This is a genomic window from Nocardia sp. NPDC003482, from assembly GCF_053588115.1.
In genome coordinates this window covers 1-14720 of sequence record NZ_JBSFPI010000006.1, presented here as the reverse complement: position 1 = coordinate 14720, position 14720 = coordinate 1, and the positions used below count along the sequence as shown (strand labels likewise).

16 protein-coding genes and 1 pseudogene are annotated in these 14720 nt (G+C 68.2%); 11 read left to right on the top strand and 6 right to left on the bottom strand.

From position 1 onward, the window contains the following. Window positions 1-27: 27 nt before the first annotated feature. The gene (locus tag ACWDSJ_RS10895) at window positions 28-927 is read right to left on the bottom strand and encodes an oxygenase MpaB family protein (protein ID WP_450031071.1); all 900 of its coding nucleotides are present in this window, start codon (window positions 925-927) and stop codon (window positions 28-30) included. A 198-nt stretch (window positions 928-1125) separates the two neighbouring features. On the opposite strand from ACWDSJ_RS10895, the gene ACWDSJ_RS10890 reads away from it, so the two are divergent. The 11 genes from ACWDSJ_RS10890 to ACWDSJ_RS10840 are packed head-to-tail and all read left to right on the top strand — an operon-like array spanning window position 1126 to window position 10858. Continuing rightward, a complete protein-coding gene (locus ACWDSJ_RS10890; protein WP_450031069.1) occupies window positions 1126-1350 on the top strand; it encodes a hypothetical protein in 225 nt (74 codons plus the stop codon). Further along, on the top strand, window positions 1338-1541 hold the full coding sequence (locus tag ACWDSJ_RS10885; RefSeq protein ID WP_450031067.1) for a hypothetical protein: 204 nt from the start codon (window positions 1338-1340) through the stop codon (window positions 1539-1541). The genes ACWDSJ_RS10890 and ACWDSJ_RS10885 overlap by 13 nt, the downstream gene beginning before the upstream one ends. Continuing rightward, window positions 1538-2377: an MlaE family ABC transporter permease gene (locus ACWDSJ_RS10880; RefSeq protein WP_450031065.1), complete on the top strand. Its 840-nt coding sequence runs from the start codon at window positions 1538-1540 to the stop codon at window positions 2375-2377. The genes ACWDSJ_RS10885 and ACWDSJ_RS10880 overlap by 4 nt, the downstream gene beginning before the upstream one ends. Window positions 2378-2417: 40 nt before the next feature. Further along, the gene (locus ACWDSJ_RS10875) at window positions 2418-3281 is read left to right on the top strand and encodes an ABC transporter permease (protein ID WP_450031063.1); all 864 of its coding nucleotides are present in this window, start codon (window positions 2418-2420) and stop codon (window positions 3279-3281) included. Window positions 3282-3290: 9 nt separating this feature from the next. Further along, complete coding sequence (locus ACWDSJ_RS10870; RefSeq protein WP_450031061.1) at window positions 3291-4814, top strand: MlaD family protein; 1524 nt, start codon at window positions 3291-3293, stop codon at window positions 4812-4814. Then, the gene (locus tag ACWDSJ_RS10865) at window positions 4811-5833 is read left to right on the top strand and encodes an MlaD family protein (protein ID WP_450031059.1); all 1023 of its coding nucleotides are present in this window, start codon (window positions 4811-4813) and stop codon (window positions 5831-5833) included. Before ACWDSJ_RS10870 ends, ACWDSJ_RS10865 begins: the two co-directional genes overlap by 4 nt. Beyond that, the gene (locus ACWDSJ_RS10860; RefSeq protein ID WP_450031057.1) at window positions 5830-6828 is read left to right on the top strand and encodes an MCE family protein; all 999 of its coding nucleotides are present in this window, start codon (window positions 5830-5832) and stop codon (window positions 6826-6828) included. Before ACWDSJ_RS10865 ends, ACWDSJ_RS10860 begins: the two co-directional genes overlap by 4 nt. Next, window positions 6828-7934 (top strand): MCE family protein, encoded by a 1107-nt coding sequence (locus tag ACWDSJ_RS10855; protein WP_450031055.1) that lies wholly within the window; start codon window positions 6828-6830, stop codon window positions 7932-7934. Before ACWDSJ_RS10860 ends, ACWDSJ_RS10855 begins: the two co-directional genes overlap by 1 nt. Next, complete coding sequence (locus ACWDSJ_RS10850) at window positions 7931-9067, top strand: MCE family protein (protein WP_450031053.1); 1137 nt, start codon at window positions 7931-7933, stop codon at window positions 9065-9067. The genes ACWDSJ_RS10855 and ACWDSJ_RS10850 overlap by 4 nt, the downstream gene beginning before the upstream one ends. Next, window positions 9064-10236, top strand: coding sequence for an MCE family protein (locus ACWDSJ_RS10845; RefSeq protein ID WP_450031051.1), 1173 nt, complete (start codon window positions 9064-9066; stop codon window positions 10234-10236). Before ACWDSJ_RS10850 ends, ACWDSJ_RS10845 begins: the two co-directional genes overlap by 4 nt. A gap of 10 nt (window positions 10237-10246) precedes the next feature. Next, a complete protein-coding gene (locus ACWDSJ_RS10840) occupies window positions 10247-10858 on the top strand; it encodes a hypothetical protein (RefSeq protein WP_450031049.1) in 612 nt (203 codons plus the stop codon). 4 nt (window positions 10859-10862) lie between these two features. Here the strand turns inward: ACWDSJ_RS10840 and ACWDSJ_RS10835 are convergent, their stop codons facing one another. The 5 genes and pseudogenes from ACWDSJ_RS10835 to ACWDSJ_RS10815 all read right to left on the bottom strand — a co-directional run. Next, window positions 10863-11840, bottom strand: a complete 978-nt coding sequence (locus ACWDSJ_RS10835) for a glycine betaine ABC transporter substrate-binding protein (protein ID WP_387364437.1) — start codon at window positions 11838-11840, stop codon at window positions 10863-10865. Beyond that, on the bottom strand, window positions 11837-12574 hold the full coding sequence (locus ACWDSJ_RS10830; protein ID WP_450031047.1) for an ABC transporter permease: 738 nt from the start codon (window positions 12572-12574) through the stop codon (window positions 11837-11839). Before ACWDSJ_RS10830 ends, ACWDSJ_RS10835 begins: the two co-directional genes overlap by 4 nt. Further along, window positions 12571-13821 (bottom strand): ATP-binding cassette domain-containing protein, encoded by a 1251-nt coding sequence (locus ACWDSJ_RS10825; RefSeq protein ID WP_450031045.1) that lies wholly within the window; start codon window positions 13819-13821, stop codon window positions 12571-12573. The genes ACWDSJ_RS10830 and ACWDSJ_RS10825 overlap by 4 nt, the downstream gene beginning before the upstream one ends. Continuing rightward, window positions 13818-14462 (bottom strand): ABC transporter permease, encoded by a 645-nt coding sequence (locus tag ACWDSJ_RS10820; RefSeq protein WP_387364446.1) that lies wholly within the window; start codon window positions 14460-14462, stop codon window positions 13818-13820. Before ACWDSJ_RS10820 ends, ACWDSJ_RS10825 begins: the two co-directional genes overlap by 4 nt. Window positions 14463-14573: 111 nt before the next feature. Then, window positions 14574-14720 (bottom strand): annotated as a pseudogene (locus tag ACWDSJ_RS10815) (taurine catabolism dioxygenase); the annotation flags it as partial.

The window sequence follows — 14720 nt, the reverse complement described above, 5'->3', positions numbered from 1 at the left end:
GGCTTTTCGCGTCGTTCGATCGCCGGCCTAGATGAGCGGTTTGCCCTTGCGGATTCGGCGGCGGACGTCGCGCATGAGGTTGTAGGTGCCGCCGAAGCGGATGAAGCGGGGGATGAAGCGGTTGACGAAGCCGACGAACAGGAACAGGTGCTCGAATCGGCGCTGGTCGGCGGTGGTCCAGGCGATGCCCATCTGCTCGCGGAAGTAGGGCGCGAGGAAGCCCGCGGTGAGGAAGCGCAGCAGCCCGCCGAACACCACGCGGAAGTACCAGGGGATCATTCGCAGGTGCAACAGGTCGTCGACGTAGGCGCGCACCTTGTCGTCGAGCACGGCCTGTTCGGCGGCCTCGTTCCAGTACACGTCGAACTCCGCGCGGCTGGCGGGCCACATGTCCTGCGGCACTTGCAGAGTCGTGCCGAGCGTGGCGGAGGTGCGGTAGAACGCCTCGGCCTGTTCGGGATTCAGCTTGCCGTGCAGCAGCTGGTAGGAGTCCTCGAACCCGATGTACAGGCAGGCCGCCACCCACAGTTGCAGCTCCCGGTCGAAGGCGTTGTAGCGCACCGGCGCTCCGGGTTCGGAGCGCACCTGCCGGTGCGCGACGTTCACCGCCTCCCGGAACTCCCGCTTGTCCTCGTCGGAACCGAGCACGGCCACCGCGAGATAGGACGCGGTGGTGCGCAACCGTTTCCACGGATGCGCCATCAGCGCACCGGATTCCACCTTGCTGTCCGCCACGCCGTGCCCGACGCCGGGACGCGCCATCTGCATGGCGACATTCGCGGCCGCCCCGGCGAACTGCCAGAAATCCAGCGCGTCCTGCAATCGCGGCGGGCGTTTACCCTCGGGATGCGGGCCAACCGGGATGGCGATGCGGGTCCGCTCGGAGGTCAGCGGCCGATGCGATTGCGGTTGCGCGGCTGCGGTCATATCGGGGTTTCCTTCGTGGTGACGTCCGCGAACATTGATACGTTCACCCGATCAATAAGAACGGAGAACTTCCATAAACTTATCCCGCATCCTATCCCGCTACACGCGCACTTGCGAAGAGAATGTCGGATAACATACGCTCCGATCTCGAGGCCCTGCTGTGACCGGGGGCACGCGTCGGAAAGGATGCAGCGCGGCATGCTGAAGAAGCTGGATCGCCTACTCGCCTACGAGATGAAGGTCTCGGAGTTCCTCGGAACCCTGATCATTCTCGCGGTCCCCTACGGCCTGATCGGACTTATCTGGTCGCTCACCCACACCGCGCACCTGAGGCAACTGCACGGCATCGATGTGGTGGTCTCGTTCCTCGGCGCGATCGTATGCTGGCCGGTCCTCACCTTCTCGAATGTGTGCATGACGTAATGATGGCGCTGGTGTGGCTCATCGACGTCCTGGTCGTGGTGATCAAGATCCTCGGTGGCCGGATGAAGGTCAATCCCGTTCTGCGCCTGGGCCTCTGGGTCGCGGTGCTGTGCCTGCTGGCGGCGGGACTGTGCGCGGTGGGGGCGTTGCTGGTGCTGGTGCAGCGCGCGCTGGAAGGTCCGGCGATATGACCGCGACCGAGTCGGAGCTGGCGCGCCTGGGCACCTCGGTGGGGACGCTGTGGCGGCGACATCCGCAGCAGTCGCTCGAGACCCTCGGCCGTCAGGTGCTGCTGGGCCGGGACGCCTTCCTCGCGCTGTTCGTCTCGATGGCGAAGGGACGATTCCCCTTCAAGGAGTTCCTCAAGCAGTGCGCGTTCATGTCCAATGTGTCGGCCGCGCCCACGGTGCTGGTGGCGATTCCGGTGGCCGTGGTGGTCTCCATCCAGCTCGGCGCGCTGGTGAACCAGGTCGGCGCGACCACCTTCATCGGCGCGGTCGCCGGGCTGGGCGTCATCCGCCAGGGCGCGCCGCTGGTGTCGGCGCTCATGATCGCGGGCGCGGTGGGGTCGGCGATCTGCGCGGATCTCGGCTCGCGCACGATCCGCGAGGAGATCGACGCCATGATGGTGATGGGCGTGGATCCGGTGCGGCGGCTGGTCGCGCCGCGCCTGGCGGCGGCGGTGCTGGTGAGCGTATTGCTGTGCGGCTTCATCGTTTTCGTCGGTTTCGCGACCGCGTACCTGTTCAACGTGTACGCCCAGCACGGGACGCCGGGCTCGTTCGTCGGCTCGTTCGCCTCCTTCGCCGTCGCGAACGATCTGCTCGTGGCGCTGGCGAAGTCGGCGATCTTCGGGGCGCTGACGGCCGTCATCTGCTCCGACACCGGGTTGCACGCCCGCGGTGGCCCCGGCGGGGTGGCCAACGCGGTCAACTCGGCGGTGGTCAGCTCGGCGCTCATGCTGTTCGCCACCAATATCGCGCTGACCCAGCTGTACAACACGTTCCTTCCCTCGAAGGTGGTCTGACGGTGGGCGGTACCTACATTCCCTCGAAGGTGGTCTGACCGTGGGCAGTACCTACACTCCCCCGGTGCTGCGGCCCGTGCGCGCGGTCGCGGGCGTGGCCGCCGCGCCGGTGCGGGCCAATCAGCGCCTGGGCCATCACGCCCTCACCTTCGTGCAGGCGCTGGCCGCGATTCCCTTCGCGGTCAAGCACTATCGGCGCGAGGTGGCGCGGCTGGTGGCCGATGTGAGCTGGGGCAACGGCTCGTTCATCGTGGGCGGCGGGACCATCGGCGTGGTGGTCGTGCTGTGCTCGTTCGGCGGGATCATCGTCGGGATGGAGTCCTACACCGCGCTGAACCTGCTGACGATGAACCCGCTGACCGGCGCGATCTCCGGCTTCGCCACCACCCGCGAGCTGGCCCCGATCCTGGCCACCCTCGCGTTCGCCATCCAGGCCGGGTGCCGGTTCACCGCGCAACTGGGCGCCATGCGCATCGCCGAGGAGATCGACGCGCTGGAATCCATTGCGATCCGGCCGCTTCCGTATCTGGTGAGCACGCGCATGATCGCCGCGACGCTGACCATCGTCCCGCTCTACACCGTGGGCCTGGCCGTGGCGTATCTGGCGACCAAACTGATCGTGCTGGTCCTCGGCGGCACCTCGCCGGGCACCTACGACCACTACTTCTTCCAGTTTCTGCTGGGGCCGGACCTGTTCTACTCGCTGCTGAAGGTCGTCGTGTTCGTGCTGCTGTCGTCGTTCATCCAGTGCTACTACGGGTTCACCGCCACCGGCGGACCCGAGGGCGTGGGCGTGGCGGCCGGACGCGCCATCAAGATGGTGATCGTCGTCATGGTGTTCGCGAATCTGTTTCTGACCCTGGCCATCTGGGGCATCGACCCCGGCTTCCGGATCTCGGGATAGGGGGACACGATGCTGCTGGATCCCAGTGGGCGCGGGCCCACCGCCCGCCAACTCACGCTGTCCGGACTGACCCTGATCGCGGTCGTCGCGCTGCTGCTGTATCTGCTCGGGCTGCGCTACACCGGCAGATTCGAGGACCGGGTCCCGGTGGTCGCGCTGCTGACCTCCACCGGCGACGGGCTGCCCGAGCACGCCGACGTGAAGTACCGCGGCATGGTGGTGGGCGCGGTGACCGGGGTCGAGGTGGTCGCCAAGGGTGAGCGCCAGCGCGCCGCCCTCGACCTGAAACCCGCTGTGGCCGGGTCGATTCCGGCGAATGTCACGGCGCGGGTGATCCCGAACAACATCTTCGGGGTCACCGCGATCGAACTGGTCGACAACGGCCCGTCGAGCGCGACGCTGCGCGGCGGGGCCACCATCGCCGAGGACACCAGCACCGGCACCGTCCAATTGCAGACCACGCTGAACATCCTGCGCACCATCCTGGATCGCATCCAGCCCGAGAAGCTCGGCCGCGTGCTGGCCACCCTGTCGGCCGCGCTCGATCCGTCCGCGCGCATGCCCGGATCGACGATCGAGCGACTCGACCTGTGGCTCACCGACATCCACGACACCCCCGGCATCGGCGATATGCTCGGCAATCTCGGGCGGGCGGTGACCGCGCTGAGCGTATCCGCGCCGAATCTCGTTGGGGTGCTGTCGGATTCGGTGACCACCGCGCGCACACTCGCCGATCACCGCGGCCAGTTGGAGGCGCTGCTCACCGACGGCGGCACCACCGTCGACGCGGTCAACACCCTGTTCGCGCGCAATCCCGATTCGGGTAAGTTCCTGGTCGCGGGCCTGGACCAGCTGTTCGGCGGGCTCGCCCGCGATCCGGAGGCCATCCCCTACACCACGGCCAACCTGAACCAGGCCATCCACGCCCTCATCACGACGTTCCGCTTCGGCCCGCACCGGCAGATGGTGTGGCACATGGACGTATCGTTCACCCCGTTCCAGCAGTACACCGCCAAGGACTGCCCGCACTACGGCGACATGTACGGCCCGCGCTGCGGCGGCCCGACGGTCCCGGTGGCCGCCCCGGAACAGGTCTACCCGCCCCAGCAGGCGCCGCAATGGCTCGGTGCGGCCGGTCCCGCCCCGCGCCCCGCGGCCGCACCAGGCATCCCCGGCATCCCGGCCCTACCCGGCCTGCCCGCCCTCCCCGGCATCCCGAGCATCCCGGCCATCCCCGGAATCACCACTCCCGCAACCCCTTCGGGGACAGCGGGAACTCCGGGAGCCCCGGGGACAGCGGGAACCACGGGAGCCGCAGGGACAGCGGGAACCACCGGAGCCACGGGCGCGACGGGCACCCCGGGCGCAGCTCCCGCGAGCTATTCGGGCGCCACCGAGCTGCGCGGACCGGCGGCGGTGGCCGCGGTGGTGGGCGGGATGCCGAACACCGCGCAGTTGTTGTTGCTCGGGCCGGTGCTCGCGGGCGGGTCGATCGATGTGGGCGAGGCCGCGAAAGGTGGTGCCGGACAGTGAGACTCGGGAAAGGGTGGATCGGGTTCGGGGTGTTCGCCGTGGTGGCGATCGTGCTGACCGGCACCATGTACTCCACCTTGCAGCGCTCGGTGACCGGCCGGACGAACTCCTATTCGGCGATCTTCTCCGACGTGCTGGGCCTGCGGGTCGGCGACGACGTGCGCATGGCCGGGGTGCGGGTGGGGCGGGTCGACGAGATCGACTTCGACGACGGCTACAAGGCGCGGGTGGCGTTCCGCGTCCAGGACGGCCAGCACCTGACTACGACCACCAAAGCCGTTGTGCGCTACCAGAATCTGATCGGTCAGCGGTACATCGCCCTGCTCCCCGGCCCCGGCGCGGGTCAGGCGCTGCCGCCGCACGGGCGCATCCCGCTCGAGCGCACGGAACCGTCGTTCGACGTGTCCGCGCTGCTGTCCGGATTCGAACCGCTGTTCTCGGTGCTGCAACCCGATCAGGTGAACTCGCTCTCGGAGACCCTCATCCAGGCGTTGCAGGGCAACGACGTCTCCCTCGGCGCGCTGATCACCCAGGCCGCCCAGCTCGCGCAGACCTTCGGCCAGCGCGATGAGATCCTCGGCCAGGTCGTCTCCAATCTCAGCAGTGTGATCGGCGGCCTCGCCCATCGCGGCACCGAACTGGAAACCCTGATCACCCAGGCCCGTTCGCTCATGGACGGCCTCTACGCCCAGGGCGAGTCACTCAAACACGCGGTCGATCAGGCGGCCACCTCCACCACCTCGCTGGTGAATCTCATCGGCACCGTCAAGCCCGACGTAGCCGCCGCGCAGAACGACGCGACCACGGGTGTGGCGCTGCTGCTGACCAACGGCGCGTCCCTGGACAGGGCCGCGATCGAACTGCCCGACATGCTCAACGGCCTGGCCCGCATGACCAGCTACGGCGCCTACGGCAACGCCTACATCTGCCGCCTGGACGTCTCGCTGTGGGGCGTCCTACTGCCCCCGGGACTGTTCTCCCAGGTCGGCGGCGAATCGCAATCGGAGGTGTGCCGATGATCCGGGGTTTCCTGCGCAACCGGTACCTGCGCCTCGGGGTGCTGGCCGCCGCGTTCGTCGTGGTGCTGCTGGTGGCGTCGAGCGTGCTGGTTCAGGCGCGGTTGGGCGACAAGACGATTCACGCCGAATTCGCGCAGGCCGCCGGGCTGCGCGCGGGCGCGACCGTGGACGTGTCCGGGATCGAGGTGGGCGCGGTCCGCGCGGTCCGCCTCCAGGGGAACAAGGTGGTCGCGGATCTGAAGGTGCGCCGCGATCTGCGGCTGGGACCGGACGCCCGCGCGGCGATCAAGCTGTCGACCTTCCTCGGCAGGCTGCACGTGGATCTGATCCCGGGTGACGGAAAAGGGCTGCCCGGCAACACGATTCGACTCGACCGCACCGATGTGCCCTACAACCTGGGCAAGGTCATCGAGGACCGGCAGTACAAGAACTCCTTCGAGCGCGTCGAACGCCTCGACCCGCAGAAGCTGCGCCAGGCCCTGGATCTGGTGAATCAGCAGACGGGTTCGTCCCCGCAGCTGGCCGTGCAGGCCCTGGACAGCATCGGCTCGCTGGCCAAGGTGATCGACGATCGCCGCGACGAGGTGGACACCCTGCTGAAGAGTATGGACCAGGTCGCACAACTGGCCTCGGACAACCGCAACAGCGTGCTGCTGTTGCTGACCCGCGGCGAGGCGATCGGCGACGCGGTACAGAAGCGACAGGCGCTGTTGAAGCAGCTGCTCGACAATGTCGCCGCGCTGTCGAAGTTGTTGCAGGACATGGGTTTGGAGAACAACGACCAGCTCGCACCGCTCATCGCGAATCTGAACACGATGTCGGAGGGCCTGACCAAGAACCGGCAGAACCTCGACCAGCTGTTCCAGATCATGCCGGTGGCCGTGCGGCAGTTCGACAACGCGGTCGGCAACGGACCCTACGGCGACGTGTACGCGCCGTGGATCTTCCCCGACAACTGGCTGTGCTTCGCCCAGGCCGTACGGGGGTGCAACTGATGCGGATCCGGCACGCGTTCAAACTGGCCGCGCTGTGCTGCGCGGCGTCGCTGGCCACCGGCTGCGGCCTGCTGCCCGACAGCCTCACCGCGCTGCCCGACGCCTACCTCGGCGACCACCTGCGCATCAGCGCCGATTTCGACAGTGTCGCCGGGCTCTACGCGGGCAACGAGGTCGACATCCTCGGCGTGCCCGTCGGGCGGATCGACTCGATCGAGGCCAAGGGCTCCTACGTGCAGGTGGTCATGCTGCTGGACAAGGGCACCAAGGTGCCCGCGGACGCCATGGCGGCGCTGGTGAATCCGCAGCTGATCACCAACCGGCACGTCGAGCTGTATCCGGCGTACTCCGGCGACGGCCCGGCCATGGCCGACGGCACCCATATCCCGTTGCCGCGCACCCGAACCCCGGTCGAACTCGACCGCATCCTGAAGACCTTCGACGAACTCGGCCAGGGCCTGAAGGGCGACAACCAGACCGGGCCGATGGCCAGCCGCGTGCTGTTCCCGCTGCTCGACGGCAACGGCGACAAACTGCGCGCGACGCTCGACGCGCTGTCCGCGGCCTTCGAGACCACCCTCGCCAACAAGGACCAGATCTCCGACACCATCGTGAAACTCAATGAGATCACCCAGGTGATCGCCGACAACGACCGGACCGTGCGGGATTTCAGCGGGCGGCTCACCGAGCTGCTGACCCTCATGGGCGATCAGGCCCCCGGGCTCCAGGCGGTGCTCACCCAGCTCGACGCGTTCGTCACCAATACCGCGACGCTGGTCGGGCAGAACAAGGATCAGCTCGCGGGCGCGCTCGGCCGGTTCGTCGCCATCAGCGATCAGATGCGCGCCAACGCCCGCAACCTCACCGAGATCACCGACGTCACGCCGCTGATGTTCCAGAACCTGTCCAACGCCACCAGCCGCGAGGACCGCGCGCTGCGGCTGCACGGGCTGTTCGACAAGGTGGTGCTCGACGGCGAGGCGCTGTCGCTGTTCTGCGAACGCGTCGCCATGCGCCTGGACGGCTGCCGCACCGGCAGGATCGCCGACATGGGCCCCGACTTCGGGCTCACCGCGGCCCTGCTCGGCATCGAGGGCGTGAAATGAGCAGGCGCGCAACCGTTCTCACCGCACTGCTCGCGGCCTCGGCGATCACCACCGCGTCCGGATGCGCGGTCACCGTGCAGAACCTGCCGATGCCCAAACCCGGCATCGGCGCGCCCGGCTACCGCATCCACGCCACCTTCCGCGACGCGCTGAACCTGCCCGACCACGCGCACGTCAAGATCGGCGGCACCGACGTCGGCACCGTCACCGCCATCGGCACCACGAACTTCCTCGCCGATGTGGAGATGCTCATCCGCGACGACGTGCGGCTGCCGCGCGGCACCATCGCCGAACTGCGTCAGGCCACCCCGCTGGGCGATATGTTCGTCGCGATCACGCTGCCCTCGAATGCCGAGGCGGGACCGCCCCTTTCGCAGGGCGACGTGATCGACACCGAGCACACCTCGAGCGCGGCGTCGGTGGAACAGCTGATGATGTCGGTGTCGATGCTCGTCAACGGCGGCGGCATCAATCAGGCCGCGCAGATCACCACCCAGCTCAACTCCATGTTCGACGGGCGCGCCCCGCAGTTGCAGCATCTGATCACCGAGATGACCGCGGTGCTGACCGCGCTCAACCAGCGCACCGGCGATATCGACAGCGTGCTCACCGGACTCAACACGCTCTCGGGCGAATTGGCCAGGCGCAAGGCCGAACTCGGCAGCGCGGCCGACACCTTCCCCCAGATGCTGGGCCTGCTCAGCGAGAACAATCAGCGCATCGTCGACCTGCTGAACAAGGTGTCGGTGACCATGGCCGCGCTCGGCGACTTCACCGACACCACCGGACCGCAGTTCATCAGCCTGTTCCACAGCATCCAGGCGCTCATGTCCGGGTTCACCCGGATGGGCGACAACCTCGCGGGCACCCTCGAGGGGATGCACGAGCTGTACCCGGGTTTCATGGCCAGCCTGCGCGGCCCGCAGCTCGCGGTCGCGGCCACGCTGTCCTACATCGATATCGGCGCGGTCACCGACCCCAAGGGCAGCCGCTGGCCCGAGATCGGCGACGTCCCGGCCTTCATCGGCAGCCTCGCCCAAGTCCTGGAGAAGGTCTTCGGCCGACTCACCGGCCCGCCCGGCCCGCCGACCGGCACCGGACCGACGCCCGGCCCGACCGGAGGAGACCGATGAACCCGCCGTTGTGGCAGTGGCTGGTCCGCAACCGCGTGGCGCTGGCGAACTTCAGCCTGCTCGTGGTGCTGGTGCTCGGTGCGGGTTATCTGGGCACGTATGTGCTTCGGTACCAGCCGATTCCGCACACCTACCGGGTGACGGTGGAGCTGGCGACCTCGGGCGGGCTGGCGGCCGGAAACGACGTCACCTTCCGGGGACTGCGGGTGGGCCGGGTGAGCGACGTGCGGATCTCCGGCGACGGGATCGCGGCGGTCGCCGAGATCGACGACGCCGCACGGATTCCCGTGGGCGGGACGGTGGCCGTGGGACGGCTGTCCGCCGCGGGCGAGCAGTACCTGGACTTCCGGCCCGAATCCGATTCCGGCCCATACCTTTCCGACGGCGCGGTCGTCGACCGATCCCGATCGAGCAGCCCCGTAACGGTGCAGTCGGTGCTGGGCAATCTCAGCGAGTTCATCGGCGGCCTCAATCCGGATCGGCTCGACGTCATCGTCGACGAACTGGACAAGGCCCTGGCCGGGGGCCCGGACCGGCTGCGCAATGTGATCGCGGGCCTGAGCCGGGCCACCGCCGGACTCGGCGATCTGCTGCCGCAGACCGAGAAACTGCTCGAGCACCTCGAGGTGATCGCCGAGACCACCTCGCACGCCCAGCCCGACCTCGGCACCCTCACCGCCGCGGGCAGCGCCCTGTTCGAACAGGCCGAGGCCGCCGACCAGGAGGTGCGGCACCTGCTCGAGCAGGGGCCCGGCCAGCTGCGGCTGTTCGGTGACTTCCTCACGAGCAATCAGGACCCCATCACCCGTCTGGTCACCAACTTCGTCGCGATCACCAAGGCCGCCAAGCTTCGCCAGCCTGCGATCGAGGCGCTGTTCCCGGCGCTGCGGGAAGGCTCGGAGGCGCTGGGCATTCCGGCCCACGACGGCGCCTACAACACCCTCGTCGACATCTGGCCGCGGCCCACCTGCGACTACCCGGCCACACCGCTCATCCCGACGCTCGCGACCACCGACACCCGGGTGCGGCTCTACAACTACTGCGTGACCGACAATCCCGCGCTGCTGGTCCGGGGCGCGGCGAACGCGCCGCGACCCGACGTCCCCGACAACGGCGCGACCGCCCCGCCCGGCGTCCGCGGCGACGAACTGTCCGAACCGGGCCGATAGGAGGGCCATCATGACCGACACCACCGACGACAAGACCGACGAGCCGACCACCGAGGAAACGGAAACCCCTGCGGCACAGCGCCATTCGTGGGTCGGCAAGGCCCGCGCGGCCGTCTCCGGGCGGCGTGGGGTGGTCGCCGTGCGCGCCGCCGCCGCGATCCTGGTCGGCGCCTCGGTCGGCGCGGCGGGCTACTTCTACGTCCAGGACGCGCACCATCGTGACCTGCTCGACGCCCACGAGGCGGCCCGCACCGCCGCCTGCGACTACGCGCCCGTGCTCGCGAACTACGACGCCAAGAACCTCGACGCCTACTTCTCGGCGGTGCTCGCGGGCGCGACCGGCGACTGGAAGAAGCAGTTCGACTCCACCAGCAAGGATCTGCGCGATGTGCTCGGACAGGGCCAGGTCGTGTCGCACGCCACCGACGTGCAGTGCGCGCTCGAGAGCGGCGACGAGCGATCGGCCGAGGCGATCGTGGTGATCGGCCAGTCCGTCACCAGCACCGGCACCCAGGGCAAACCCGCGCCGGGTCAGCTGTCGATGGTGATGTGGCTGGAGAAGTCGGGCGACCGCTGGCTGGTGAACAAGCTGAATTCGCCTCTGGCCAAGCCGAATCCGTAGCCCCTCACTCGACCAGCTTCTGACTCTTCAACCAGTCGTAGGCGACGTCGGCGGGGTCCTCGCCCTTGATGTCGACGCGCCCGTTGAGATCCCGCAACAGGTCGTCGGTGAGGCGTTCGGAGATCGTGCCGAGCAGCGTGCGCAGTTCGGGATGGCTCTCCAGCACCGACGCCCGCACCACGGCGGTGCCGCTGTAGGGCAGGAAGAACTTCCGATCGTCGTCCAGCACAACGAGATTCAGGTTCTTCACCCGGCCGTCGGTGGTGTACACCATGCCGAAGTTGCAGGGTGCGCTGCGGGCGGTGGCGGTGTACACCACGCCCGCGTCCATGCGGGTGACGTTTCCGGCCGGGACGCCGTTCGGATCGTTGTACGGGATACCGTACTTCGCCAGCATCGGGATGAAACCGTCGGAGCGGCTGAAGAATTCGTCGTCCACGCAGAAGGTTCGGTCGGGCACCGGCAGCGCGGCCACATCCGACAGCGACTTCACCTTCAGCCGTTCGGCCGTGGGGGTGGACGCGGCGAAGGCGTAGGTGTCGTTGAAGTTGGCGGGCGGCAACCACTCCAGGTCGTAGTCGCGCTTCTCCACATCGTGCACCCGCCGCCACAGCTCCTGCGGATCGGCGATGGTCTCGGTCTGGTTGTGGTAGTTGACCCAGCCGGTGCCGGTGTACTCCCACAACACGTCGGCGTCGCCGTGCAACTGGGCCTGCCGCGAGGACGCCGACCCCGGCGCGCCGGTCATATCGATGACCTTCGCCCCCGCCGCGGCCAGATAGGTCGCGGTGATCTTGCCGAGCAGAATGCCCTCGGTGAAGCTCTTGGAGGTGACCACCACCTTGGCCCCGGCCAACGGTCGATCGTCACCGGGCAGCCGGGCGTCGTGGAACGTGCCCGACGAGCTGACCAGCCCGCAGCCGGCGAGCAGCGTCAGCGTCACGGCCAGGACCGAGACCAGGTGGGCGCGTGGCCTTCTCATGAGATACCTCGCGGGGTCGCGGCCAGTTCGACGAGGCGGCCGAGCCAGTCGATGAGCAGTGCCAGCAGCCCGACGAGGATCGCGCCGGAGACGAGCAGTTTGGGCAGGAACAGCGTCACCCCGGTCGTGATGAGCGTGCCGAGGCTGGTCGCGCCGATGAACGTGCTCAGTGTGGCGGTGCCGACCAGGATGACCAGCGCCGTGCGCACCCCGTTGAGGATCACCGGCACCGCGAGCGGCAGCTCCACCTGCACCAGCGTGCGCGCCGCGGAGAACCCGATGCCGCGCGACGCCTCGATCGTGCGCTGATCCACCTGCCGCAGTCCGACGATGGTGTTCTGGAGGATGGGCAGCACCGCGTAGACCACCAAACCCACGATCGCCGTGCGGAATCCGGTGCCGAGCCAGAAGGTGAACAGCACCAGCAGCCCGACCGCGGGCGCGGCCTGCCCGATATTGGCGATATTGACCGCGAGCGGTTCGAACCGTTTCAGCGCGGGCCGGGTCAGCGCGATGCCCAGGGGAATCGCGACGACGACCACGATGATCGTGGCCACCACGGTCAGCTTGACGTGCGCGAGGATCGTGGTCTGGAGGTTCGACCACGCCAGCGACGCCTTCTCGGTCGCGGTGAACGTGGTCGACCGATACCAGATCAGGTAGCCGACGCCGATGACGAGGATGATCAGCGGTTCGAACCACACGTCCATCGGCAGGCGGCGCAGCCGGTTCATGAGCGCGCTTCCGATTCGGATTCGTCGTCGGCGGCGACCACCGGCGTCGGGGTGGTGTCGGTGCCGTCGACGTAGCTCTCGTAGGACAGATCCGGTTCGGCCGCACGGCCTTCCGCGAGTTTGGCCTGGATCAGATCCGTGAGCGCGCCGATTCCGAGCGAGCCGAGGACCGCGCCGCGCCCGTCGGTGATCAACGCCGCGCCCTGACTGGCCGCGAGCATGGCGTCGAGCGCGTCGTTGAGGGTGGAGGACTGGGCCACCACCGGCAGGCGGCGGTCGAGGTAGTCCGACACCTCGGGTTTGGTCGCGAGTTCGGTGAGCGAGGGCCAGGATCGGGGCCGTCCGGCGTCGTCGACCACGACCACCCACGTCTGCCCGGCCGCCTTCGCGCGGTCGATCACCGCCTGCGCGGATTCGCCGATGCGCGCGGTGACCACCTGATCGAAGGGGACGTCGCGCACCCGGGAGACGGTCAGATACGCCAGTTTCGCGCCCGACCCGACGAACTCCTCCACGAACGGGGTGGCCGGATCGGTGAGGATCTCCTCGGGGCTGGCGTACTGCTCGATGTGCCCGCCCTCGGACAGGATGAGCACCTTGTCGCCGAGTTTTGTCGCCTCCTCGAAGTCGTGGGTGACGACCACGATGGTCTTGCCGAGTTCGTGCTGGATCGCGATCAGGCTGTCCTGCAAGCGAACTCGCGTGATCGGATCGACCGCGCCGAACGGCTCGTCCATCAGCAGCACCGGCGGATCGGCGGCCAGCGCGCGGGCCACGCCGACGCGCTGCTGCTGACCGCCGGACATGTCCTTGGGCAGCCGGTCGGCGAAGGTGCCCGGGTCCAGGCCGACCAGATCGAGCAGGTACTCGGTGCGTTCGGCGATGCGCTTGCGGTCCCAGCCGAGCACCCGCGGGATCGCCCCGACATTGCGGGCCACCGTCCAGTGCGGGAACAGGCCGCCGGACTGGATGACGTAGCCGATGGATTGCCGCAGCTTGTCCGGATCCTCCTTGGTGACGTCGCGGCCGTCGATGAGGATGCGGCCCTCGGTGGGTTCGATGAGCCGGTTGATCATCTTCAGCGTGGTCGTCTTGCCGCAGCCCGAGGGGCCGACGAAGGCCACGATCTCGCCCGCGGGGATCTCGAGGTCGAGCCGCTCCACGGCGGGCCGGTCCTGGCCCTTGTAGCGCTTGACGACCGAATCCAGCTCGATGGACGCGCCGGTCACGTTCCGCTCGGTGGTCATGACAGTCCTTTTGCGATCGTGAGGCGTCCCAGCAGGACGAGCAGGGCGTCGAACACCAGCGCGATGACGACGATGAGAATGGTTCCGGTCAAGGCCATTTCGAGCGCGTTCGCGCCACCGAGCCGGGACAGGCCGGTGAATATCAGCGAACCCAGGCCGGGCCCGAGCACATAGGCGACGATCGCGGCGACGCCGACGATCATCTGCGTCGACACCCGGATTCCGGTGAGGATGACCGGCCAGGCGATCGGCAATTCGACGGTGAGCAGAATCCGCCAGCGGGAAAAGCCGATGCCGCGGGCGGATTCGACGACCGACGGCGGCACCGATCGCAATCCGACGATCGCGTTACCGATCACCGGCAGCGCCGCGAAGAACGCCAGCATCACGAACGAGGGCACCACACCCAGCCCGAACGGCACCAGCAGCAGTGCCAGCAACGCCAGCGACGGAATCGTGAGCGCGACCCGGCTCGAGGTCAGCGACAGCTGCGCGACCAGCGGCAGCCGATAGACCGCGACCGCGATCAGAATCGCGACGACCGTGCCCACCAACACCGTCTGAAATGCCAGGGACGCATGCTGATACGTGAGGAAGGCCAGAGTTTCTCCGCGTCCTCGGACGTAGTTCCATAAATCCACGGGATTCCCCTCGTGAGCCGAAGACCGGTTCGCCGCCGCGGTCGAAGAATAGTCGATTCGGGACGCGCCGAGCGGATTTCCACCCGACGCGTCCTCGAATTCGTTCCCCGATCAGGCCGCGCGCGGCAGCGGATCGATCGTCGAATAGCCCCGGGCGTCCCCGGCGATCGGCGTGCTGGGCACGCCGTCCACGCCGACCGGGATGTCGCCCGCGAGGGTGATGCGGGTCAGCTTGCGGTGCTCGGCGCCGTCGTAGTC

Coding starts and splice junctions, on each gene's coding strand:
- ACWDSJ_RS10840 (WP_450031049.1), top strand. CDS start 10,247: ATGACCGACACCACCGACGACAAGACCGACGAGCCGACCACCGAGGAA.
- ACWDSJ_RS10825 (WP_450031045.1), bottom strand. CDS start 13,821: ATGACCACCGAGCGGAACGTGACCGGCGCGTCCATCGAGCTGGATTCG.
- ACWDSJ_RS10870 (WP_450031061.1), top strand. CDS start 3,291: ATGCTGCTGGATCCCAGTGGGCGCGGGCCCACCGCCCGCCAACTCACG.
- ACWDSJ_RS10855 (WP_450031055.1), top strand. CDS start 6,828: ATGCGGATCCGGCACGCGTTCAAACTGGCCGCGCTGTGCTGCGCGGCG.
- ACWDSJ_RS10845 (WP_450031051.1), top strand. CDS start 9,064: ATGAACCCGCCGTTGTGGCAGTGGCTGGTCCGCAACCGCGTGGCGCTG.
- ACWDSJ_RS10860 (WP_450031057.1), top strand. CDS start 5,830: ATGATCCGGGGTTTCCTGCGCAACCGGTACCTGCGCCTCGGGGTGCTG.
- ACWDSJ_RS10895 (WP_450031071.1), bottom strand. CDS start 927: ATGACCGCAGCCGCGCAACCGCAATCGCATCGGCCGCTGACCTCCGAG.
- ACWDSJ_RS10880 (WP_450031065.1), top strand. CDS start 1,538: ATGACCGCGACCGAGTCGGAGCTGGCGCGCCTGGGCACCTCGGTGGGG.
- ACWDSJ_RS10835 (WP_387364437.1), bottom strand. CDS start 11,840: ATGAGAAGGCCACGCGCCCACCTGGTCTCGGTCCTGGCCGTGACGCTG.
- ACWDSJ_RS10890 (WP_450031069.1), top strand. CDS start 1,126: ATGCTGAAGAAGCTGGATCGCCTACTCGCCTACGAGATGAAGGTCTCG.
- ACWDSJ_RS10850 (WP_450031053.1), top strand. CDS start 7,931: ATGAGCAGGCGCGCAACCGTTCTCACCGCACTGCTCGCGGCCTCGGCG.
- ACWDSJ_RS10830 (WP_450031047.1), bottom strand. CDS start 12,574: ATGAACCGGCTGCGCCGCCTGCCGATGGACGTGTGGTTCGAACCGCTG.